This is a genomic window from Roseomonas sp. OT10, from assembly GCF_020991085.1.
Lineage (GTDB): Bacteria > Pseudomonadota > Alphaproteobacteria > Acetobacterales > Acetobacteraceae > Roseomonas > Roseomonas cutis.
The window spans coordinates 3,657,396-3,678,286 of the sequence record NZ_CP087719.1 but is presented as its reverse complement, the minus strand read 5'-3'; the positions used below and the strand labels follow the sequence as shown (position 1 = coordinate 3,678,286).

Sequence of the window (20,891 nt, the reverse complement as noted above, 5' to 3'; positions counted from 1 at the left end):
TCCGAGAAGGAGCCTGCCCCATGCGCCTCGCCACCCTGCTGCCCGGAGCCGTTCTCCGGGCGGCCCTCCCCGGCGCCCTGGCGGCGGGCCTCGCCCTCGCCGCGCCGGGGGCCTGGGCGAAGCCCTTCTCCTGGGCCTTCGGCGGCGACGTGCTGACACTCGACCCGCACTCCTCCAACAACACCTTCACCAACGCCTTCCTGGGCAACGTCTACGAGACGCTGGCCCGCCACAACGAGCGGCTGGAGCTGGAGCCCGCCCTGGCCGAGAGCTGGGAGACGCCGACGCCGACCACCTGGCGCTTCCACCTGCGGCGCGGGGTGAAGTTCCATGGCGGCGAGGACTTCACGGCCGAGGACGTGATCTTCAACTGGGCCCGCATCAACACGCCGGGCGCGCTGGCCAAGGGCAACCTCGCCGCCGTGAAGGACATGCGCGCCCTCGACGACCACACCGTCGAGGTCGAGACCAACGGGCCCTTCCCGATCCTGCTGGCCGCGCTGACGCAGTTCTACATCATGGACAAGGGCTGGTCGGAGGCCCGCAACGCCACCGCCGCCAGCAACCTCTCCGCGCGCGAGGAGAACGCCGCCGGCCGCTCCGCCAACGGCACCGGCCCCTTCCGCGTCGTCTCCCGCACCGTGGACGGGCCGACCGTGCTGGAGGCCTTCCCCGGCTGGTGGGACAAGCCCGTCCACAACCTGACCACCGTGACCTTCCAGCCGATCCGCTCGGCCGCCACGCGCACGGCCGCCCTCATCAGCGGCAGCGTGGACGCGCTGGTGGACCTGCCGATCCAGGACATCCCGCGCATCGAATCCAACAGCGCCCTGCAGGTGGTGCAGGGGCCGGAGCTGCGCACGATCTACCTGGGCTTCGACCACGCCCGCGACGAGCTGCTCTATTCCGACGTGAAGGGAAAGAACCCCTTCCAGGACGTGCGCGTGCGCCGCGCCGTCTACCAGGCGATCGACGTGGAGACGCTGAAGCGCACGGTGATGCGCGGCAACGCCTGGGTCGCCGGCTCCATGGCCAGCCCCTTCCTGGCCGGCGCGCCGCCCAGCACCGACACCGAGGCGCAGGGCCGCAGCTTCCCCTACGACCCCGAGGCGTCGAAGCGGCTGCTGGCCGAGGCGGGCTATCCCAACGGCTTCACCGTCGGCCTCTCCTGCCCCAACGACCGCTACGTCTATGACGAGCGGCTCTGCCTCTCGATTATCGGCATGCTGGGGCGCGTCGGCATCAAGGTGCAGCCGCAGATCGAGCCGACCAACGTGTGGTCGCGCCGGGTGAACACGCTCGACACCTCCTTCTTCATGCTGGGCCATGCCGGGCTGCCGCTGGCCGACACCTACTCCACCCTCCAGGAGGTTCTGGCCACCCGCACCGAGCGGTCGGGCGGGCTGAACGTCGGCCGCTGGTCGAACGCGGAATTCGATGCGCTGGCGCGGCAGGTGGCGCAGGAGGGCGACGAGACGAAGCGCCGCGCCCTGATCCGCCAGGCGCTGATGGTGGAGAAGCGCGAGGTGGCGCACGTGCCGCTGCACCAGCAGCCCATCGTCTGGGCGGCGAAGAAGGGCATCGAGCTGGCGCCGGCGCCGGACAACCGGCTGCGGCTCTGGCTGGTCAGGGTGAACTGACGGCGCGCCGCGCCGCCGGCAAGGACGTCTACGGGAAGCAGCATGACAGATCTCATCATCGAAGGCGGCACCGTCATCACTATGGATGGCGCCCGCCGCGTCATCCCCGACGGGGCCGTGGCCGTCACGGACGGCAAGATCGCCGCGGTCGGCCCGCGCGCCGAGGTGGCCGCCGCCCATCCGGAGGCGGCGCAGCGGATCGACGCGCGCGGCAAGGCGGTGCTGCCCGGGCTGATCGACGGCCACGCCCATGCCGGGCACGGGCTGGTCAAGACACTCGCCAACGGCAACAGCGCCGCCTGGATGGAGGCGTGCCGCGTCATCTACACCCTCGCCTCCCCCCCGTCCTTCTGGGCGGCGGAAGGGGCGCTGGCCGCGCTGGAGCGGCTGCGCTTCGGCGTGACCACGGGCGTCTCGCTGCTCGGCGGCGGGGATTCGGTGATGCGCTCCGACGACCCGGCCTTCGCAGCCGCGCATTGCGACGCGGTGCGCGGCGTGGGCACGCGCTCCATTGTCGCGATCGGCCCCACCCGCCCGCCCTTCCCGCGCCCCTATATCGGGGTGGACGGGGTGGAGCGGCCGGTCACCTTCGAGCAGCAGATGGAGGTGGTGGAGGAGGTCATCCGCGCCCAGCACGGCAAGGGCGGCATCCGCATCGCGACGCTGACCGCCACGCACCGCGAGGAGCATGGCGACGACCCGGCGATGACGGCCGAGGTGGCGCGCCAGTCCCTGGCCACCAAGGAGCTGGCCGACCGGTACGGCTGCCTGTTCCACCAGGACGGGCACCGCAGCGGCAGCGTGGTGACGGCGCGCAATTTCGGCCTGCTCGGGCCGAACACCTTCTTCTCGCACTGCACGGACCTGACCGAGGGCGACATCGACGCCTTCGCCGAGACGGGGACGGGGGTGGTGCACAACCCCTCCGCCATCGCCTCGGTGCGCGGCTACTGCCCGGCGATCACGCTGCTGGAGCGCGGCGTGAACGTCATGCTGGGCAGCGACGCCACGGCGCCGGACCGTTCGGGCGACATGTTCCGGCACATGTTCCAGCTCATCCGCTATCACCAGCGGAAGTTCCAGGACGAGAAGCTCCTGCCGCCCGGCAAGGCGCTGGAGATGTGCACCGTCGACGCCGCCCGCACCCTGGGCCTGTCCGACGAGATCGGCAGCCTGGAGCCGGGCAAGCTGGCGGACGTCATCACCGTGGACCTGGAGGCGCCGCACATGGCGCCGGCCAACATGCCCGTCTCGCGCGTCGTCTACTTCGCCAGCGGCGGCGACGTGCGCGACGTGGTGGTGGGCGGCCGCGTGCTGCTGCGCGACGGCGCGTTCACCGAGGCGGACCGCGCCGCCATCGTGGGCGCGGCGGAGGCGGAGACGGCGGCCATGCTCTCCCGCGCCGGGCTGGAGGCGCTGGCGGTGGAGGCGCCGGGCTGGGGCAGGCTGCGGCGCTAGGGCGCCCCGGCGCGGTGGCATCGTTCGGGGATGGACCGGTGCTGGGTGCGGCTTCTGCCGCCTCTCAGCGCCGGCCGCGGCGGCCCTTCAGGCGCTTGGCCCGCTTCCCGGGTTTGGCCTGTGCCTTGGGCCGGGCCTTGGGCCGGGCCTGGGCCTTGGGCCGGGAGGGCATCTCCCTCGGGGCGACCGGGATGGGCTCGGCGGCGGGGATGCCGTCCGGGCCGACATAGCTCTGAAGCGTCGCTCCGGCGGCCAGGTGCGGATAGGCCTCGGCACCCTTCGACCACGTCCGTGCGAAGGCGGCCACCTCGGCCTGATCCTGCCGGCGGATGGTCTGGATGAGGAAGGATGCCGCCTGCGCCGGCCGCAGCCGCTCCCGGCGCAGCAGGTGCAGGTGCCATTCGCGGGCACGCAGGGGGCACCAGTCCACCAGGGCCTCCTGCAGGGCCCGGCGCACCTCGGCCGGCAGTTCCTCATAGGCGCGGTACGGGTCGCCCTTCAGCGTGCTGTAGGGCCTGGCCGCCATGCTGTTGTCCATGCGCGCCTTCTACCGAAGGGGCGACTCCGGGGAAATCGCGGCGCCAACCGCCCGGGGCGCGGCACCCATGCCGCCACGCCGGGCGTGACCCCGGCTCCGCCCGGCGTGGCGGCGTGGTGTTCGCGGCCACCCCCCTTGCAGCCCCGTCCCGCCCCGGACGTTCCGCGATGGTCATGGCCAGCCCCGACCCGCTCGCCCCCTACCGCGCCAGGCGCTACTTCCGCCGCTCGCCCGAGCCCGAGGGCGCTGCCCCCCGGCGGCGCAAGGCCAAGGCGCCGCTGGCCTTCGTGGTGCAGAAGCACGACGCCACCCGCCTGCACTACGACTTCCGGCTGGAGCTGGACGGCGTGCTGAAATCCTGGGCCGTCACCCGCGGCCCCAGCCTGGACCCGGCCGACCGCCGCCTCGCCGTGCAGGTGGAGGACCACCCTCTGGACTATGGCGGCTTCGAGGGGGTGATCGGCGCGGGCTACGGCGCCGGCACCGTCCTCCTCTGGGACCGCGGCACCTGGGAGCCGGAGGGCGACGACCCGGAAGGCGACCTCGCCGCCGGCACGCTGCGCTTCACCCTGCATGGCGAGCGGCTGCGCGGCGGCTGGACGCTGCGCCGCTTCCGGGGGGAGGGGAGCAAGCCCCGCTGGCTGCTCATCAAGTCCCGCGACGCGGAGGCCCGGCCGGGCGAGGGCGACGCGCTGCTGGAGGAGGCCACCACCTCCGTCGCCAGCGGCCGCGACCTGGCGGGCATCTCCGGCCGCCCGCCGAAGCCCGCGCCCGCCGCGAAGCCCACCGCCCGCCGCACCGCGAAGCCCGCCGAGGCGAAGGCTCCGCGCGCCCCGAAGCCCCCCGCCGGCAGCGCGGTGCTGGAGGGCGTCACCCTCTCCCACCCTGCCCGCATCTACTGGCCGGGTGAGGACGGGGCCGCCCCCGTCACCAAGCGCGACCTCGCCGAGTACCTGGTCGCCGTCGCCCCGCGCCTGCTGCCGCAGCTCGCCGACCGGCCGCTCACCCTGGTGCGCGCGCCGGAGGGCATCGGCGGCGAACGCTTCGTGCAGCGCCATGCCGGTCGCGGCACCTCGTCCCACCTGCGCCGCCTGTCCCCGCGCGGCGAGGAGGAGCCGCTGGTGGCCGTGGCGGACGTGGCCGGGCTCGTCGCCCTCGCCCAGTCCGGCACGCTGGAGATCCACCCCTGGGGCGCCCGCGCGCCGCGCCTCGCCCAGCCCGACCGACTGATCCTGGACCTCGACCCGGCCGACGACCTGCCCTTCGCCGCCGTGGTGGAGGCGGCGCTGGCGCTGCGCGAGCGGGTGCGGTCGCTGGGGCTGGTGCCCTTCTGCAGGACCACGGGCGGCAAGGGGCTGCACCTCGTCGCCCCCATCGCCCCCGGCGCCACCTGGCCCCGGCTGCATGCGGCGGCGGAGGCGATCGGCACGGCGCTGGCGGGGGCCGAGCCGGGCCGCTTCACCACCAGCCAGGCCAAGGCCGACCGGCCCGGGCGGATCTTCCTCGACGTCCAGCGCAACGCCCGCGGCGCCTCGGCCGTCGCGTCCTGGTCGCCCCGCGCCCGGCCCGGCGCGCCCGTCGCCATGCCCCTGGACTGGGTGGAGGTGACGCCGGCGCTCGATCCCCGTGCCTTCACCCTGCGCACCGCGCCGCGCCGGCTCGACGCGCCCGATCCCTGGGCGGGGATGGAGGCGGCCGCCCGGCCCCTGCCGCGCCGGGCGCCGGAGAGTGGCGCCGCCCCGCCCGTCCTGTAGGCTGCCGGCAACCTGCCGGAGAACAGCCCCCCATGCAGCTGCAGCGCCGATCGCTTGCGCGCGCCGTCCTGGCCACGCTCCTCGCCGCCCCCTGCGCCGTCGTGCCGCGTGCCGCGCGGGCGCAGTCGGACTGGCCGACGCGCCCCATCCGCCTGATCGCCCCGGACGCGCCGGGCAGCGGCAACGACACCACCGCCCGGCTCCTCGCGCCCTATCTGGAGGCGGTGCTCGGCCAGCCCATCGTGGTGGAGAATCGCGGCGGGGCCGGCGGGCGGATCGGGGTGGAGGCGGCCTGGCGCGCGGCGCCGGACGGCTACACGCTGCTGATCGGCAATGCCGGGTCCAACGGCATCAACGCGGCGATCTACCGCGACCTGCCCTACGACCTCGCCAGCGCCTTCGAGCCGATCACCCAGCTCGTCGAGGGTCCCAACGTGCTGGCGGTCAACCCGCGCCTGCTGCCCGCGCGGGACGTGGCGGAGCTGGTCGGGCTGCTGAAGCGCCGGCCGGGTGGCTTCAACTACGCCTCGGGCGGCGTCGGCTCCTCGGCACACCTGTCGATGGAGCTGTTCAAGCTGCGCGCCGGGGTGGACGTGCTGCACATCCCCTATCGCGGCACCCCGGCCATGGCCCAGGGCATCATCTCCGGCGACGCGCCGATCGCCATCGCCAACCTGGTGAACCTCATGCCCTACATCCAGCGCGGCGAGATGGTGGCGCTGGCCGTCACCAGCCGCGACCGCTGGCCGGAGCTGCCCGCCGTGCCCAGCCTGCACGAGGCGGGCTTCCCGGGCTTCGAGACGCTTGCCTGGAACGGGTTGCTCGCGCCGCCCGGCACGCCCCCCTTCATCGTCGAGCGCGTCCACGACGCGGCGGTGCGCGTGGCGGCGGAGCCGCTGGTGCAGGACCGGGTGCGGCTGATCGGCGGGAAGCTCGTCGCCGGCACGCCGCGCGCCTTCGGCGAGCGCATCCACGCCGACATCGCGCAGTGGAAGGACGTCGTGTCCCGGGCCGGGATCACCGCGGAATGAGCCGGATCGAGGGGATCTCCTTCCTCGGCGTCAACGTCACGCCGCGCACCAACTGGTGCTTCCTGCTGGTGCGCGACGCGGAGGGCCGGACGGGCCTGGGCGAATGCACCCTCTCCAACCACGAGGCGCTGCTGGAGGCGGCCGTGGCCGCGCTCGCCGCCCGGGTGGCCGGGCAGGACTGGCGGGCGCGCAACCGCCTCGCCCGTGTGTTGCCGCACGCGCCCGGGGGGCTGGTGTCGCAGACGGTGCTGAGCGCCTTCGAGCAGGCGCTGTGGGACCTGGCGGGGCAGGCGGACGGGCAGCCGATCCACGCGATGCTGGGCGGGGCCTTCCGCGATCCCGTGCCGCTCTACGCGAACATCAACCGCGGCGCCTCGCCGCGCAGCCCGGAGGGCTTCCGGGCCGCCGCGCTGCGCGCCCAGGGGGCCGGCTTCGCCGCGATGAAGCTCGCGCCCTTCGACCCCTTCGTGTGGGAGGACGCCACGGGCCCGGAGGCGCGCGCCGCCTATGCCGAGGGGCTCGCCCGAATCGCGGCGGTGCGCGAGGCCATCGGGCCGGAGGTGGAGCTGATGGTGGACGCCCACTGGCGCTTCTCGGCCGGGGGTGCTGCGGCGCTGATCCGCGACGTGGCGGAGTTCCGCCTGCACTGGCTGGAATGCCCCGTGGCCGAGGCGAACCACGCGGAGATCCGCCGCCTGCGCGGCATGGCCAACGACAGGGGGATGCGGCTGGCGGGGGCGGAATCGCTCTGCGGCCTCGCCGCCTATCGCGCGCTGATCGAGGCGGGCGGCTACGACGTGCTGATGCCGGACATCAAGCATTGCGGCGGCCATGCGGAGATGCTGCGGATCGCGGCGCTCGCGCAGACGGCGGGGGTGGAGCTGGCGCCGCACAACCCGACCGGCCCCATTTGCCACGCCCATTCCCTGCATGCCTGCGCCGCCATCCCCAATGCCGGGCGGCTGGAGGTGCAGTTCGGCGAGACGGAGCGCTTCTTCACCCTGGTCGCCGGCGGCGAGTCGCTGCGCTTCCGCGACGGGGCGGGCGCGCTGCCCCCTGGCCCCGGGCTGGGCGTGGCGCTGGAGGAGGCGGAGGCCGCGGCGACGCCCTGGCAGCCCATGCCCGTGCCGTGGCTGGACCCGCGTCTCGGCTGAGGCGGATGCGCACGGTCCTGGTGGGCGCCGGCGGGCACGCGGCGGCGCTGATCGAGGCGATCCGTGCCGCGGGCCTGCTGGAGCCGGTCGGCTGCCTCGATCGCGCGGCCGGGGCCGGCGCCGCGGCGGCGGTGCTGGGCGTGCTGGTGCTGGGCGACGAATCCCGGCTGGACTCCCTGCGCGCGGAGGGGGTGGAGGCGGTGGTGGTGGCGCTGGGCCACGGCGCCGACCGCATGCGCTGGCTGCGCCGGGCGCGGGCGCTGGGCTATGCCCTGCCGGTGGTGATGCACCCCTCGGCGATCCTCTCGCCCAGCGCGGCGATCGGGGCCGGGACGGTGGTGCTGCCGCGCGCGGTGCTGGGCGCCCGGGCGGTGGTGGGAGAGGGGGCGATCCTCAACACGGGCTGCATCGTCGAGCATGACGGCATCCTGGGTGACGGCGTCCACATCGCCTGCGGTGCCATCCTCTCCGGCGGGGTGCGGGTGGGGGAGGGGACGCTGATCGGCCTCGGCGCCGTGCTGCGCCCGCTGGTGCGGGTGGGTGCCGGCGCCACGGTCGGGGCCGGCGCGGCGGTGGTGGAGGACGTGCCGGACGGCACGACGGTGGGCGGCGTGCCGGCGCGGGCGCTGTAGCGGCCGTCTGGCAACGGCCCCGGCGCGGCCCCATCTAGTTGTCCTTGCAGGCGGAGTGGGCTGGACATGGCGACCGGCTGGGCCCCGGACGGGGCCGTGCAGGATCAGATCGACGACACCGTCACCGACGGGGTGCTGCGCGCGCGCGCCCATCTGCCGACCGGCGCGGGGCGCACCCATTGCGTGGAGTGCGATGAGGAGATCCCCCCGGCGCGCCGCCAGGCGCTGCCCGGGGTGCGGACCTGCATCGGGTGCCAGGCAGCCCTGGACCGCCGCCCGGTGCAGATCGGCTTCAACCGCCGGGGCAGCAAGGACAGCCAGCTCAAGTAGCCGCCACCCGGAAGCGCGGGGGACGATCGCGCCCCGCCCCCTGGATCATCCCTCCGGACTGTGCCCCCATCCCCTCCTCAACAGCAGGGACTGGGGCATGAGCATCGAGGTGGAATGGGCGAAGCACACCGCGCCGGAGATCCGCGCCGTCGCCGCGCGGCCCGATGCGCTGGCCGTGCTGCCGATCGGCTCGCTGGAGCAGCACGGGCCCCATTTGCCCGTCATCACCGACACGGCCAGCGCTGCCGCCGCCGCGATCCGCGGGGCGCGGCTGGTGGCAGGGGAGATGCCGGTGCTGGTGCTGCCCGGCCTCTGGACGGGGATGAGCGAGCACCACCTGCCCTTCGGCGGCACGATCAGCCTGGATTTCGACGGGCTGCGCGGCGTGCTGCGCGGCATCGTCCGCTCGCTGCGCGCCATCGGCTTCGCCCGGCTGCTGGTGGTGAACGGCCATGGTGGCAACGTCGATCCGCTGGCCGTCATCGCGCGCGAGCTGGCGCACGAGTACGGCCTGCCCGTCGTGGCCTGCACCCCCTGGTTCCTGATCCGCGACGGCATCCCCGCCATCGCCGAGACCAAGGTGACGCCCGCCCATGCCTGCGAGGGCGAGACCTCTGTCATGATGGCGGTCGCCCCGGAGCTGGTGCGGGCCGACAAGCTGGAGGAGGCGGTGCGCCAGGCCCCGGCGCCGGTGCCGGCCTATCCCGGCTTCAGCCGCTTCTGGAGCTTCTCCGAACGCGCGCCTGTCACCGGCACCTGGGGCGACCCGCGTCCCTCCACCGCCGAGAAGGGCGAGCGCTTCCTGGCGCTCCAGGCCGAGGCGCTGGCCGCCGCGATGCGTGAGACGGCCCTGTGGCGCCGGCCGGACCCCGTCTGGTCCCCGGGGCGCGGGCAGGGGAACACGGCCGGCCACGCCGAGGACTGATCGCGAGGCGGGGGCATCCGGCCCCCCGGGGGGAAGGCTCCGCCTTGCCCCCCGATACCCCCCATCCGCCAGGACCCTGCGGGCCCTGGACCCGAGGGGTGCTGCCGCGGGACAGCCTGACATGGGGTCGAGGCGTCGAGGAGCCATGCTCCTCGGCGGGTACGGCCTCCGCATTCGCTGACGCCTTTGAAGCTTTTTCAGAGTCCCGCTTGTCCGCGCTCCGTCTGGGATCAGCCCGGAGGCTGACGACAGCCGCACAGCACCAAACTCCCAGCGGGGACCGGGGCCCGCTTGTGGCCCCGGCAGGGGAGGGTCCGGGACGGGGATCGACGCACGGCGTCGATGCCGCAGGCCGGCGTCCCCTCCCGGCCCACCGCCGCACCACCCATGCGCCGCCGCCGCTTGCGCCCTGCCGCCGCGCGCGTCATGGGACGACGCATGTCACTCACCTCGATGACCGGCTTCGCCCGGGTGGACGGGACGCTTCCGGACGGCTCCGCCTTCGCCTGGGAGCTGCGCAGCGTGAACGGGCGCGGGCTGGACGTACGGTTGCGCCTGCCGGGCGGGCTGGAGGCGCTGGAGACGCCGCTGAAGGAGGCGGCGCAGGGCCGGCTCGGGCGCGGCAACGTCAACGCCACCCTGACCGTGAAGCGCGAGGACCGGCCGCTGCGTCTGACCCCCGACCCGGAGGCGCTGGAGCGCGCGCTGCGCCTGGCGCTGGAGGTGGCGGCGCGCATCCCCGGCGCCCCCGCCCCGCGGGCGGAGGCGGTGCTCTCCTTGCCCGGCGTGCTGCGGACGGAGACGGCCGAGCCGGATGAGACGGCCGATGCCGCGCGCCGGCAGGCGGTGACGGCGGGCTTCGCGGCGGCGCTGGACTCGCTGGTCGCGGCGCGGCGCTCGGAGGGGGCGAAGCTGCACGCCATCCTCGCCACCCTGCTGGACGAGATCGCCGCCCTGCGCGACGCCGCCGCCGCCGAGGCCGCCCGCCAGCCGGAGGCCCAACGCCAGCGCCTGACCGCCGTGCTGGCCGAGCTGCTGGAGGGCGAGCGGCGCGTGCCGGAGGACCGGCTGGCCGCCGAGGTCGCGCTGCTCGCCAGCCGCTCCGACGTGCGGGAGGAGCTGGACCGGCTGGGCGCCCATGTCGAAGCGGCGCGTGCCCTGCTGCGCGAGGGCGTCCCGGTGGGGCGCAAGCTGGAGTTCCTCACCCAGGAATTCGGGCGGGAGGCGAACACGCTGGGGGCCAAGTCCGCCTCGCTGGCGCTGACGCGTCTCTCGCTGGACCTCAAGGCCGCGATCGAGCGGCTGCGCGAGCAGGCGGCGAACGTCGAATGAGCGATCCCGGACCCGAGGCCCCGATCCGCCGCCTGCGCCGCGGGCTGTGCCTGGCGCTGGTGGCGCCGTCGGGGGCGGGCAAGAGCTCCGTCTCCCGCGCCGTGCTGGCGCAGGAGCCGGAGATGACCCTCTCGATCAGCGTCACCACCCGGAGCCCCCGGCCCGGCGAGGTGGACGGCATGCACTACCACTTCATCGACGACATCCGCTTCGAGCAGCTGGTGCGCGACGGCGCCCTGCTGGAGAGCGCGGGCGTCTACGGCCGCCGCTACGGCAGCCCGCGCGGGCCGGTGCTGGAGGCGCTGGCCGCCGGGCGGGACGTGATGTTCGACGTGGACTGGCAGGGCCACCGCCAGTTGCGCGACCGGCTGCCGGGGGATGTGGTGGGCATCTTCCTGCTGCCGCCCAACCTCACCGAGCTGGAGCGGCGTCTCCGCGCCCGTGGCCAGGACAGCGACGCGGAAATCGGCAAGCGCCTGGCCGCGGCGCGCGAGGACCTGTCGCACTGGTTCGACTTCGGCCACGTGCTGGTCAACGAGGTCTTCGAGGAGACGGTGTCCACCGTCCGCGGCATCCTGGCCGCCGAGCGCAACCGCCGGGAACGCAATCCCTGGCTGCCACGCTTCGTCGACGCCCTGGCCGCCGAGGCGCCGCCCGGCCCCGGGCCTGGCACGCCGGTTGCCGGGCGGTCCCCGGCCGAGGGACCGCCCGCCGGGGGCTGAGGCCGGGGCGGAGGCGGAGCGACAACAGGGGGCGGCACCGGCGCGGAACGCCCCGGGCCGTCCCGCCGGGGTTCAGGAGGCGGCCGCCGCCCGCATGCTTTCCGTCTTTCAGATCATCCTGCCGGTCTTCGCCATCATCCTGCTGGGCTACGGCGCCCGGCGGACCGGCCGCATCAGCCCGGATGGCGTGCGCGGCATCAACGACTTCGTGTTCCTGCTGGCCCTGCCAGCCCTGCTGTTCGAGGGGGCGGCGACGAACGTCTCCAGCGCGGCGACGCTGGGCGTGGCGGTGGCCTATTTCGCCGCCATCCTGCCCGCCTATGCCGTCGCCCTGCTGCTGGCGCGGCGGCTGCGCCGGCTGCGGCTGGCGGATGCGGGGCTCTTCGCGCTGGATGCCACCTACAGCAATCTCGCCATGGTCGGCATCCCGATCATCCTCGCCGCCTACGGGCCGGACGGGCTGCGCAGCCTGCTGACCATCCTGGCCTTCCACTCCCTGATCATGCTGCCGGTGGCGACCCTGGTGGCGGAGATGGGGGTCACCGAACGCGTCCGCCCCTGGCCGATCCTCCGCTCCACGACCCTTGCCATGGTGACGAACCCGATCATCCTGGCGGTGGTCGCGGGGACGATCTGGGCGCAACTGCTGCCGCCTCCGCCCGAATTCCTCACCCGGTTGCTGCACATGCTGGGCGCCGCGGGTCCCCCGGCGGCACTGTTCTGCCTGGGGGCGAGCCTGACCGGCTTCGACGTGCGCCGCGACTGGCCGGACGCCCTGCTCGGCACGGTGCTGAAGCTGTTGGCCCTGCCGGTCGCGGTCTGGCTCAGCGCCCGCTTCTTCGGGCTCGACGCGCTGGGCACGGCGGTGGCGGTGACGGCGGCGGGCATGCCCACCGGTGCCAATGCCTTCATCCTGGCCCGCCGCTACGCGACGGGCATGGGACGCTCGGGGGCCACGATGCTGCTGGCCTCGGGCCTTTCCGTGCTGACGGTCAGCGGCCTGTTGCTGATCTTCCAGCGCTGAGCGGTATGGGCTTCGAGTCCCGGCCTGTCCGGAGGGTGGCCCCGCTCCGGGACTCCGGCGCCGTCAGTGCAGGCTGAACTCGCCCTGTGCGTAGCGGAACTCGGCCGGGCGCCACAGCGCGGCGGAGGCGACGCGGACGGAATGCAGGGGGCCGTCGATCTCGCGGCGCCAGAAATCGAGGAAGCGGTGCAGCTCGGGGAAGCCCGGGGCCCGGTCCACCTTCTGCCAGACGAAGGTCTGCAGCAGGCCCGGATGATCGGGCATGTGGTACAGCAATTCGGCGGTGGTCATCCGCCAGTCAGGGACGCGAACGAGGCTCTCGATCTCCCGCAGGATCATGCCTGACACCTCTCCGTTGCAGCTCCAGAACCGGGTCACCCGGGGGGAGCATGCCACGAGATTGCAGCGCACCAAGAAATAAATCGTTTGCGATCAACAGTTTAGCACTCAGCAGAAAAGAGTGCTGCCATCCCGCTTGACGGCGGAGTGTCAGGCTCCTAGATCGCTGGCACTCACCGGGGTCGAGTGCCAACAGCCTCTCGGCCAAGGCCCGGTCCCGGCGGGACCCAACATCCAGACGACCTTATTCAAGGCATCAGGAGAGGATACCATGTCGTTCCGCCCCCTGCATGACCGCGTCCTCGTTCGCCGCGTGACGGCCGACGAGAAGACCGCGGGCGGCATCATCATCCCCGACACCGCCAAGGAGAAGCCCCAGGAGGGCGAGGTCGTGGCCGTCGGCTCCGGCCTGGTCAACGACAAGGGCGAGGTCCGCCCGCTGGACGTGAAGGCGGGCGACCGCATCCTGTTCGGCAAGTGGTCCGGCACCGAGGTGAAGCTGAACGGTGAGGAGCTCCTGATCATGAAGGAGTCCGACATCATGGGCATCGTCGAGGGCACCGCGTCGGCCAAGAAGGCCGCCTGACCTCCACGCCTCCCACGCTTCCCCGACAGACACAGAGGTAGAGCACAATGGCTGCGAAGGACGTCAAGTTCGGCGCCGGCGCGCGCGAGCGCATGCTGCGCGGCGTCGACATTCTCGCCGATGCGGTGAAGGTCACGCTGGGCCCCAAGGGCCGCAACGTCGTGATCGACAAGAGCTTCGGCGCGCCGCGGATCACCAAGGACGGCGTGACCGTCGCCAAGGAGATCGAGCTGGCCGACAAGTTCGAGAACATGGGCGCCCAGATGGTGCGCGAAGTGGCCTCGAAGACCAACGACATCGCCGGTGACGGCACCACCACCGCGACCGTGCTGGCCCAGGCCATCATCCGCGAGGGCGCGAAGTCCGTGGCCGCCGGCCTCAACCCGATGGACCTCAAGCGCGGCATCGACAAGGCCGTCGCCGTGGTCATCGAGGACCTGAAGTCCAACACCAAGAAGATCTCCACCTCCGCCGAGGTCGCCCAGGTCGGCACGCTGTCCGCCAACGGCGAGTCCGAGATCGGCGAGATGATCGCCCAGGCGATGGAGAAGGTCGGCAACGAGGGCGTCATCACGGTCGAGGAGGCCAAGGGCATCCAGACCGAGCTCGACGTCGTCGAGGGCATGCAGTTCGACCGCGGCTACGTCTCCCCGTACTTCATCACGAATGCGGAGAAGATGATCGCCGAGCTCGACAACCCCTACATCCTCATCAACGAGAAGAAGCTCTCCACGCTGCAGCCGCTGCTGCCGCTGCTGGAGGCGGTGGTCCAGTCCGGCCGCCCGCTGCTGATCGTGGCCGAGGACGTCGAGGGCGAGGCCCTGGCCACCCTGGTCGTCAACAAGCTGCGTGGCGGCCTGAAGATCGCCGCCGTGAAGGCCCCGGGCTTCGGTGACCGCCGCAAGGCGATGCTCGAGGACATCGCGATCCTGACCGGCGGTCAGGTCATCAGCGAGGATCTCGGCATCAAGCTCGAGAACGTGACGCTCGACATGCTCGGTAAGGCCAAGACGGTCCGGATCGAGAAGGAGAACACCACGATCGTCGACGGCGCCGGCTCCAAGGACGACATCCTGGGCCGCGTGGAGCAGATCAAGGCGCAGATCGAGGAGACCACCTCGGACTACGACCGCGAGAAGCTGCAGGAGCGCCTGGCGAAGCTGGCCGGTGGCGTCGCCGTCATCCGCGTCGGCGGCTCGACCGAGGTCGAGGTGAAGGAGCGCAAGGACCGCGTCGACGACGCGCTGCACGCGACCCGCGCGGCCGTCGAGGAGGGCATCGTCCCCGGTGGCGGCGTGGCCCTGGCCCGCGCGTCCCTGAAGCTGACCAACGTCGCGACCGACAACGACGACCAGCGCGTCGGCGTCGAGATCGTGCGCCGCGCGATCCAGGTGCCGCTGCGCCAGATCGCCGAGAACGCCGGCCAGGACGGCGCGGTGGTCGCGGGCGACACGCTGCGCAACGACACCTACGACTACGGCTACGACGCGCAGACCGGCGAGTTCAAGGCGCTGATCGCCGCCGGCATCGTGGACCCGACCAAGGTCGTTCGCACCGCCCTGCAGGACGCCGCTTCCGTGGCCGCCCTGCTGATCACCACCGAGGCGATGATCGCCGACAAGCCCGAGAAGAAGGCCCCCGCGGGCGGTCCTCCGGGCGGCGGCATGGGTGACATGGACTTCTGATCCTTCCAGGATCAGGGTTCCGGAAGGGGGCGGCCCGGCAACGGGCCGCCCCTTTTTCGTTCGGGCCCCATTCCTTTTGGACCAGGGAGAAGGACATGCGTCGGACCGGCACGGTGGTCTGGTTCCAGCCCGCGAAGGGCTACGGCTTCATCCGCCCCGACGATGGCGGGCCGGACGTGATGGTGCACCTGTCCGCCGTCGAGGAGGCGGGCAGGCGCACCCTGAATAAGGGCGAGGAGGTGGCCTTCGAGTCCGAACAGCGGCCGAAGCAGAAGGGCCCCTCCGTGCTGCGGCTGCTGCCCGACTCGGCATAGGCAGCCCTCTCATACGGACGCGCGATGCGCTGATCCGTGCCGGCGTGGGGTGCGCCCGTGGCCCGGGGGCAAGGCTCCGCCTCGCCCCCGATACCCCCACTCCGCCAGGACCCTGCGGGCCCTGGACCCGATCGGCGCGGCCGCGGGACAGCCTGCGACGGGGTCGAGGCGCCGAGGAGCATGGCTCCTCGGCGGGTACGGCCGCAGCACTCGCGGACGCCTTCTGAAGCTTTTTCAGAGTCCCGCCTGCCAGCATGCTGTCAGGGTGCAGCCCGCTGGCTGACGGCAGCCCGTAGAACCCACTCCCAGCGGGGACCGGGGCCCGCTTGTGGCCCCGGCAGGGGAGGGTCTGGGAGGGGACGGCGTCCCCTCCCGGTCCGAAGCCGGAACACCACAACACGACCGCTCAAGTTATCCCGCCGCCGGGATCAGGCCTCGGCCGGCTCTTCCCAGACCTTCAAGGCGGCGACCTTGCGCAGGATGCCGCGCGCCCGTTCCGCCTGGTCGACGTTGGCGGGCGCGACCACGAGGATGGCGCGGGCGCTGTCGCTGGCGGCATCCGGCGCCGTGCCGGTGGCCTGGGAGGCGACCTCGCTCAGCCCCCCTGCGCCGACGCCGGCCGCGGCGGCCGCGGCCAGGGCGGGGATCGCGGCGCCGCCGGTTGCCACCACCACGCCGGCCGTGGCCAGCCCGGCGACGGCTGCGGCGGTGCCGGTACGCAGGGTGCGGAGATTGCGCTCCTCATCCTCGCGCAGCGGTTCCTGGCCGGTATCGGTCATGACCTCGCCGGCCGTGTCGGCGTGGCGGACGGAGAGCTGCGCGCGGGGGATCGCCTCGCCCTCCAGGTAGGACAGGGCACTATCTAGCGTCTCCTGGTCGGCGAAGCTGGCCAGGATGTTCGGCTGACGGGCGGGATTCGGCGAAGCACTCATGTCGGGCATCTCCCCTCGAAGGACGAGGAGGCAACGCAGGCCGGGGGAAGCCGTTTCGCCGCCCGGCCTGGATGGCCGTCGGAGGGCCCGGCCGGGGGGCCGTCAGAGGACCTGGTAGCGAGCCTTCGCCGCGCGCTCGATGGCACCGGCCACGAGACGGTCGATGTCGAGCCCGATGCGGAAGTCCTGCAGGAAGCGCAGTTCCTCCTGCGTCGCATCGCCATCCGCTGCCGCGACCTCGCAGGCGAGGAGGTAGGCGGTCTCGCGCAGTCGGGGCGGCAGGGCCTCGGCGATCATGGCGGTGGCGGCGTCCAGCCCTTCCGTCTCGTCGAGCAGGCCGAGGACGATCTCCGTCACCGTCTCGATCTCGCCGGGGTGGAAGTCGCTGAAGACGGGCAACTCCTGCACCAGCCGGGTCATGGCGCCCAGCTCCGCGTCGGACATCTGCCGGTCACAGGCGCTCATCAGCACCATGCCGCCGACCAGGGCCTCCTGCGCCGTGAAGCGCGTGGGGGTGACCGGGTTCGTGGCGTCGAGAGGCATGTCCATCCGCGTGGCTCCTGTGCCGCAAGGCATCGCAGCCCATGGCCGGTGCCGTCAATGGCAGGGCCCGGAACGAGCCATCAACGGCCCGCGAGGCGATGCGGCGGAATGAAACCGCCGGAATCGGCCAGTCACGCCGGCGCCTCACTCCGGCGCCGGCCGCTCCGCCAGGAAGCCGCGCACCTGGCGCACCGCCTCGGCCAGCCCGACCCGGCGCGGCACCACCCCCTCGGGCAGCCCGGCGAGGAGCCGCGACGGCGCACGGGCGTCGAGCAGGACGAAGACCCCGCGGTCGTCCGCGCGCCGCACCAGCCGGCCGAAGGCCTGGCGCAGCCGGTGGCGGGCCACGGCGTCGTCCCAGTGCTTGGGCCGCCCGCCGGAGAGGTGCAGCCGGCGCTCGCGGTGCAGGATGGTCGGGCGCGGCCAGGGCACGCGGTCGAAGACCAGCAGGCGCAGGGAGCGGCCGGGCACGTCCACCCCGTCGCGCAGGGCATCGGTGCCGAGCAGGCAGGAATCCTCCTCCGCCCGGAAGACGTCCACCAGCGTCGCGTTGTCCATCGCGTCGACATGCTGGGCGTAGAGGGGGATGCCCGCGGCCTCCAGCCCCGGCGCCATGCGCTGCCAGGCGTCGCGCAGCCGTCGGACGGCGGTGAACAGCCCCAGCGCCCCGCCGCCGGAGGCGCGGAAGAGCTGTTCCATCGCCGCGGCGGCCTGCCCGCCCTCGCGCCCCACATCGGTCACCACCAGGGCAAGCGTCTGGGCGGCGTAGTCGAAGGTGGAGGGCACGGCGGCGCGGATGGCGGGATGCGGCAGGTGGCTGGCGCCGGTGCGGGCCTCGGCCGCGAGCCAGGCGGTCTCCGGGTCCGGCTCGCCCGTGTCGCGCAGGGTGGCCGACGTCACCAGCATCCCGTGCGCGGGGGCGGCGACGGCCAGCGCGAAGGGCTCGGTCGGGTCCAGGTGATGGCGGTGCATGGCGGCATCCACCTCCCGCCCCTCGCGCCGGGTGATGGCGAGCCAATCCACCTGGGACGGCCGCACCCCCGGCTCGGGCGGGGTGCCCTGCACCCGGCGCAGCATGGCGCCCCAGGCGGCCAGCGGCACCACGGCGCGGCGGTCGAGGTTGCGCCTTGCGGTGTCCAGGCGGATGCGGTCGCCCACCTCCAGCTCCGCCTCCGGGTCCTCCAGCAGCGCGGTCAGCCGGTCGTGCAGGGCACGCAGCGGTGCCTCCAGCGCGGCGAGGCCGTTCTCCAGCCCGGCGGCCGCTTCCGGCAGGCCGGGATTGGCCGGGTGCAGGTCGCATTCGGCGTCGTAGAGCGGATCGGCCTCCGCCGTGCGCGCCAGCACCTGCAGGCGGATGGCGGCCAGGAAGGCCTCGCCCGCGTTGCGCGGCGCGTCGGTGTCGTGCAGCCGGTTCGGCCAGCCCGGCGCCGGCAATACCCCCGCCGCCTGGATCGCCGCATCCGCCAGCGGCGCCAGCGCCGGATGCTCGGAGAGCACCTCCTCCAGCCGCCGCCGCAGCCCGCGCGCCCGGCCGCGGCCGCCCTCGGCGCCCAGCAGCCAGCGGCGCAGCTCCGCCATCTCCGCGCCGCTGATCTCGGCCGAGAAGGCGGCGTCGGCCGCGTCGAACAGGTGGTGCCCCTCGTCGAAGACATAGCGCAGCGCCGGCCCGTCCTCGCCGCCGCCCAGTGCCGCCTGCACCATCACCAGCGCGTGGTTCGCGACCACCAGCCGTGCGGTGCCGGCACGGCGGATCGAGTGCTCGACATAGCAGCGGCGCCAGTGCGGGCAGCCGGAATGGATGCATTCGCCGCGCCGGTCGGTGAGGTTGGCGACCGCGCCGAAGGGGAACAGCTCCGCGATCCAGCCGGGGAAGTCGCCGCCCTGCATGTCGCCGTCGCGCGTGTGCAGCGCCCAGCGCGAGACCAGGGCGAGTGCGAGCAGGCGCGACGGCATCACGCCCGACACCGCCTCGTCGTAGTTCAGCAGGCAGAGGTAGTTCTCGCGCCCCTTGCGGATCACGACGTGGCGCTTGCGCTCCGCCGGATCGGGATAGAGCCGCGCCAGCTCCTGGTCGAGCTGGCGTTGCAGGTTGCGGGTGTAGGTGGAGATCCAGACCGGCGCGCCGTTGCGCTCCGCCCAGAGGCTGGCGGGCGCGACATAGCCCAGTGTCTTGCCCGTGCCGGTGCCGGCCTCGGCCAGCACCACCTGCGGCGCGCCGGGCGCCTCGCGTGGGGCGAAGGCCAGCGCGGCGGCGGAGGCGAAGTCGGCCTGGGCGGGGCGCTGCTCCGCCTCCGCGCCCAGGATCTCGGCCAGGCGGGTGCGCGCCTCGGCGGGCGAGACGGGGAAGGAGGAAGGAGGGGCGGCCGGCGCCGCGTCCTCCCAGTCCGGCAGGCGGCGCCAGACCTTCAGCGGGTCGCTGCCGGGCTTCGCCTGCTCCTGCCCCAGCGCCGCCAGCACCGATCCCGCCCAGGGCCAGTCCAGCGCCTCGCGCAGCCGCGCGGCCAGCATGGCGGCGTCGCGGTTGGCGGGCGCGTGCCGGCTGGCGGCGAGGCGGCGCAGGAGCAGCGTCGCCATCTCCGGCAGCAGGATGGCGGCGGATTCCTCGTCCGCCGGCGCGTCCAGCCCGAGCGCGAGGGCGAGCCCGCGCGGCGTGGGAGCGGCGAGCTGCGCCGGCAGGGCGAAGGCGAAGAGCTCCAGCAGGTCGAAGGCCAGCGGGAAGGGGGGCAGGCCCAGCCGCCGTGCCGTGGCCGGGGCATGCACCAGCATCGGCGGCGGCAGGTCGGCGAGGCGCCAGGCCAGTGCGTCGGCCGGGAGGGTTTCGAGTTCCCCGTCCGGGGTGAGGAGGGTGGCGCGGCGCAGTCCCGCCACCAGGGCCGGTGCCTCGGGCAGCAGGAGGCGCGGCGCGGTCGCGCGGGTGGCACTCACGGGCGGGGGTGTAGCAGAACAGGTGTTCCGAGTCTGCCGGGCCGGGCCTGCGGCACCGGCGGGGCGCCGCGCCCCGGCGTCTCCATCCGAACGAAGGGTGCATCGCAGCATCGAACCGTCCCAGGCTGCCTCCCCCCGGCATCGGACGAGGCGGTCCATGAACGTTCCCTACAGGAGCTTCATCTTCGCTCCGCTGAACAACACCCAGAAGAAGGGGATGGACCCCAACGACGCCGTCGGCGCCTTCCACCCCGGCATGCGGATGTACAAATCCTATTACGAGGGGCTCGGCGGCACCGTCGTGGACCACTACTTCAACAACGAGCGGGGCCTGGGCTTCGGCAAGGTCAGCCGCGGCATTATCGACGCGATGATCCGCGGCTCCGGCGGCCACTACTACGAGGCCATCGTCTATTTCGGCCACGGCACGGAGACGCACATGTCCTCCGTCGGCTGGGACAAGAAGACCGTGAAGGACCTGACGGACGCCATCGACACCTACGGCTCGGCGGACGTGAAGGTGATCCTCTACGCCTGTTCCTGCGGCGCCGATGGCGGGATCGCCTACACCATGGCGGACAACCTCAAGGCCTGGGCGAATACGGGGATGGAGGTCTACGGCCATGCCACCCCGGGGCATTCCTACACGAACGCCCCCGTGCGGCGCTTTCCCAACGCCAATGGCCTGGTCGGCTACCAGGTGTGCCCGCCGGGCAAGGGGCCGGCCTGGACCAAGGCGCTGCGGAACGAGAAGTCCATGTTCTGGGCCCGTTTCCCCTTCATGACGCCCGAGGAGATCGAGGCGGAGCTGGGCTGACCCGCCGCCCGCGCCTCGCGCTACCGGGCGGCGGCATCACCGCATCCCGGTTGCCGGGCGCGTTCCGCGTGTCGGCACGGGATCGGCCTCGCCATCTCCGGCAGCGGAATGGCGGCGGATTCCTCGTCCGCCGCCGGCGCATCCGGCCCGAGCGCCAGGGCCAGGCCGCACAGCCCCTTCCCGCAGCCCGTCCAGCCGTTTGGACAGGCG

At 73.5% G+C, this 20,891-nt stretch carries 20 protein-coding genes; 15 read left to right on the top strand and 5 right to left on the bottom strand.

Annotated features, from left to right (window positions below; genetic code table 11):
- Positions 1-20 precede the first annotated feature (20 nt).
- Positions 21-1,640 carry an ABC transporter substrate-binding protein gene (locus LPC08_RS16780; RefSeq protein WP_230449378.1) on the top strand — a complete coding sequence of 540 codons (1,620 nt, stop codon included), beginning with the start codon at positions 21-23 and terminating at the stop codon, positions 1,638-1,640.
- Between the two features lie 42 nt (positions 1,641-1,682).
- Complete coding sequence (locus tag LPC08_RS16775) at positions 1,683-3,098, top strand: amidohydrolase family protein (protein WP_230449377.1); 1,416 nt, start codon at positions 1,683-1,685, stop codon at positions 3,096-3,098.
- A gap of 64 nt (positions 3,099-3,162) precedes the next feature.
- On the opposite strand, the gene LPC08_RS16770 is transcribed toward LPC08_RS16775, so the two are convergent.
- Positions 3,163-3,636 (bottom strand): DUF6525 family protein, encoded by a 474-nt coding sequence (locus tag LPC08_RS16770; protein WP_230449376.1) that lies wholly within the window; start codon positions 3,634-3,636, stop codon positions 3,163-3,165.
- Between the two features lie 173 nt (positions 3,637-3,809).
- On the opposite strand from LPC08_RS16770, the gene ligD reads away from it, so the two are divergent.
- From ligD to LPC08_RS16725, 9 genes are all read left to right on the top strand, one after another.
- Complete coding sequence (gene ligD, locus LPC08_RS16765; RefSeq protein WP_230449375.1) at positions 3,810-5,390, top strand: non-homologous end-joining DNA ligase; 1,581 nt, start codon at positions 3,810-3,812, stop codon at positions 5,388-5,390.
- A 32-nt stretch (positions 5,391-5,422) separates the two neighbouring features.
- A complete protein-coding gene (locus tag LPC08_RS16760) occupies positions 5,423-6,421 on the top strand; it encodes a Bug family tripartite tricarboxylate transporter substrate binding protein (protein ID WP_230449374.1) in 999 nt (332 codons plus the stop codon).
- Positions 6,418-7,575, top strand: coding sequence for a mandelate racemase/muconate lactonizing enzyme family protein (locus LPC08_RS16755; RefSeq protein ID WP_230449373.1), 1,158 nt, complete (start codon positions 6,418-6,420; stop codon positions 7,573-7,575). Before LPC08_RS16760 ends, LPC08_RS16755 begins: the two co-directional genes overlap by 4 nt.
- Before the next feature lie 5 nt (positions 7,576-7,580).
- Positions 7,581-8,207 carry an acetyltransferase gene (locus tag LPC08_RS16750; RefSeq protein ID WP_230449372.1) on the top strand — a complete coding sequence of 209 codons (627 nt, stop codon included), beginning with the start codon at positions 7,581-7,583 and terminating at the stop codon, positions 8,205-8,207.
- 66 nt (positions 8,208-8,273) lie between these two features.
- On the top strand, positions 8,274-8,537 hold the full coding sequence (locus tag LPC08_RS16745; RefSeq protein ID WP_230449371.1) for a DksA/TraR family C4-type zinc finger protein: 264 nt from the start codon (positions 8,274-8,276) through the stop codon (positions 8,535-8,537).
- Between the two features lie 97 nt (positions 8,538-8,634).
- A complete protein-coding gene (locus LPC08_RS16740) occupies positions 8,635-9,462 on the top strand; it encodes a creatininase family protein (protein WP_230449370.1) in 828 nt (275 codons plus the stop codon).
- A 438-nt stretch (positions 9,463-9,900) separates the two neighbouring features.
- Positions 9,901-10,794 carry a YicC/YloC family endoribonuclease gene (locus tag LPC08_RS16735; RefSeq protein WP_230449369.1) on the top strand — a complete coding sequence of 298 codons (894 nt, stop codon included), beginning with the start codon at positions 9,901-9,903 and terminating at the stop codon, positions 10,792-10,794.
- On the top strand, positions 10,791-11,516 hold the full coding sequence (gene gmk, locus LPC08_RS16730; RefSeq protein WP_230449368.1) for a guanylate kinase: 726 nt from the start codon (positions 10,791-10,793) through the stop codon (positions 11,514-11,516). The genes LPC08_RS16735 and gmk overlap by 4 nt, the downstream gene beginning before the upstream one ends.
- Before the next feature lie 94 nt (positions 11,517-11,610).
- Positions 11,611-12,540, top strand: a complete 930-nt coding sequence (locus LPC08_RS16725; RefSeq protein ID WP_230449367.1) for an AEC family transporter — start codon at positions 11,611-11,613, stop codon at positions 12,538-12,540.
- Positions 12,541-12,603: 63 nt separating this feature from the next.
- Here LPC08_RS16725 and LPC08_RS16720 read toward each other — a convergent pair whose 3' ends face one another.
- Complete coding sequence (locus LPC08_RS16720; protein ID WP_230449366.1) at positions 12,604-12,879, bottom strand: usg protein; 276 nt, start codon at positions 12,877-12,879, stop codon at positions 12,604-12,606.
- 271 nt (positions 12,880-13,150) lie between these two features.
- On the opposite strand from LPC08_RS16720, the gene groES reads away from it, so the two are divergent.
- From groES to LPC08_RS16705, 3 genes are all read left to right on the top strand, one after another.
- Positions 13,151-13,465 (top strand): co-chaperone GroES, encoded by a 315-nt coding sequence (groES, locus tag LPC08_RS16715; protein ID WP_230449365.1) that lies wholly within the window; start codon positions 13,151-13,153, stop codon positions 13,463-13,465.
- A gap of 47 nt (positions 13,466-13,512) precedes the next feature.
- Positions 13,513-15,150: a chaperonin GroEL gene (groL, locus tag LPC08_RS16710; protein WP_230449364.1), complete on the top strand. Its 1,638-nt coding sequence runs from the start codon at positions 13,513-13,515 to the stop codon at positions 15,148-15,150.
- Positions 15,151-15,245: 95 nt separating this feature from the next.
- Entirely contained in the window at positions 15,246-15,464 is a 219-nt protein-coding gene (locus LPC08_RS16705; RefSeq protein WP_230449363.1) for a cold-shock protein, read from the top strand.
- Between the two features lie 428 nt (positions 15,465-15,892).
- On the opposite strand, the gene LPC08_RS16700 is transcribed toward LPC08_RS16705, so the two are convergent.
- The 3 genes from LPC08_RS16700 to LPC08_RS16690 form a co-directional block, all read right to left on the bottom strand.
- Positions 15,893-16,396: a hypothetical protein gene (locus tag LPC08_RS16700; RefSeq protein WP_230449362.1), complete on the bottom strand. Its 504-nt coding sequence runs from the start codon at positions 16,394-16,396 to the stop codon at positions 15,893-15,895.
- Between the two features lie 102 nt (positions 16,397-16,498).
- Complete coding sequence (locus tag LPC08_RS16695) at positions 16,499-16,945, bottom strand: tellurite resistance TerB family protein (protein WP_230449361.1); 447 nt, start codon at positions 16,943-16,945, stop codon at positions 16,499-16,501.
- 138 nt (positions 16,946-17,083) lie between these two features.
- On the bottom strand, positions 17,084-19,864 hold the full coding sequence (locus LPC08_RS16690) for an ATP-dependent DNA helicase (RefSeq protein WP_230449360.1): 2,781 nt from the start codon (positions 19,862-19,864) through the stop codon (positions 17,084-17,086).
- Between the two features lie 157 nt (positions 19,865-20,021).
- On the opposite strand from LPC08_RS16690, the gene LPC08_RS16685 reads away from it, so the two are divergent.
- Positions 20,022-20,681: a hypothetical protein gene (locus tag LPC08_RS16685; RefSeq protein WP_230449359.1), complete on the top strand. Its 660-nt coding sequence runs from the start codon at positions 20,022-20,024 to the stop codon at positions 20,679-20,681.
- The last annotated feature ends 210 nt before the right edge of the window (positions 20,682-20,891 follow it).

Coding starts and splice junctions, on each gene's coding strand:
- LPC08_RS16780 (WP_230449378.1), top strand. CDS start 21: ATGCGCCTCGCCACCCTGCTGCCCGGAGCCGTTCTCCGGGCGGCCCTC.
- LPC08_RS16775 (WP_230449377.1), top strand. CDS start 1,683: ATGACAGATCTCATCATCGAAGGCGGCACCGTCATCACTATGGATGGC.
- LPC08_RS16770 (WP_230449376.1), bottom strand. CDS start 3,636: ATGGACAACAGCATGGCGGCCAGGCCCTACAGCACGCTGAAGGGCGAC.
- ligD (WP_230449375.1), top strand. CDS start 3,810: ATGGCCAGCCCCGACCCGCTCGCCCCCTACCGCGCCAGGCGCTACTTC.
- LPC08_RS16760 (WP_230449374.1), top strand. CDS start 5,423: ATGCAGCTGCAGCGCCGATCGCTTGCGCGCGCCGTCCTGGCCACGCTC.
- LPC08_RS16755 (WP_230449373.1), top strand. CDS start 6,418: ATGAGCCGGATCGAGGGGATCTCCTTCCTCGGCGTCAACGTCACGCCG.
- LPC08_RS16750 (WP_230449372.1), top strand. CDS start 7,581: ATGCGCACGGTCCTGGTGGGCGCCGGCGGGCACGCGGCGGCGCTGATC.
- LPC08_RS16745 (WP_230449371.1), top strand. CDS start 8,274: ATGGCGACCGGCTGGGCCCCGGACGGGGCCGTGCAGGATCAGATCGAC.
- LPC08_RS16740 (WP_230449370.1), top strand. CDS start 8,635: ATGAGCATCGAGGTGGAATGGGCGAAGCACACCGCGCCGGAGATCCGC.
- LPC08_RS16735 (WP_230449369.1), top strand. CDS start 9,901: ATGTCACTCACCTCGATGACCGGCTTCGCCCGGGTGGACGGGACGCTT.
- gmk (WP_230449368.1), top strand. CDS start 10,791: ATGAGCGATCCCGGACCCGAGGCCCCGATCCGCCGCCTGCGCCGCGGG.
- LPC08_RS16725 (WP_230449367.1), top strand. CDS start 11,611: ATGCTTTCCGTCTTTCAGATCATCCTGCCGGTCTTCGCCATCATCCTG.
- LPC08_RS16720 (WP_230449366.1), bottom strand. CDS start 12,879: ATGATCCTGCGGGAGATCGAGAGCCTCGTTCGCGTCCCTGACTGGCGG.
- groES (WP_230449365.1), top strand. CDS start 13,151: ATGTCGTTCCGCCCCCTGCATGACCGCGTCCTCGTTCGCCGCGTGACG.
- groL (WP_230449364.1), top strand. CDS start 13,513: ATGGCTGCGAAGGACGTCAAGTTCGGCGCCGGCGCGCGCGAGCGCATG.
- LPC08_RS16705 (WP_230449363.1), top strand. CDS start 15,246: ATGCGTCGGACCGGCACGGTGGTCTGGTTCCAGCCCGCGAAGGGCTAC.
- LPC08_RS16700 (WP_230449362.1), bottom strand. CDS start 16,396: ATGAGTGCTTCGCCGAATCCCGCCCGTCAGCCGAACATCCTGGCCAGC.
- LPC08_RS16695 (WP_230449361.1), bottom strand. CDS start 16,945: ATGGACATGCCTCTCGACGCCACGAACCCGGTCACCCCCACGCGCTTC.
- LPC08_RS16685 (WP_230449359.1), top strand. CDS start 20,022: ATGAACGTTCCCTACAGGAGCTTCATCTTCGCTCCGCTGAACAACACC.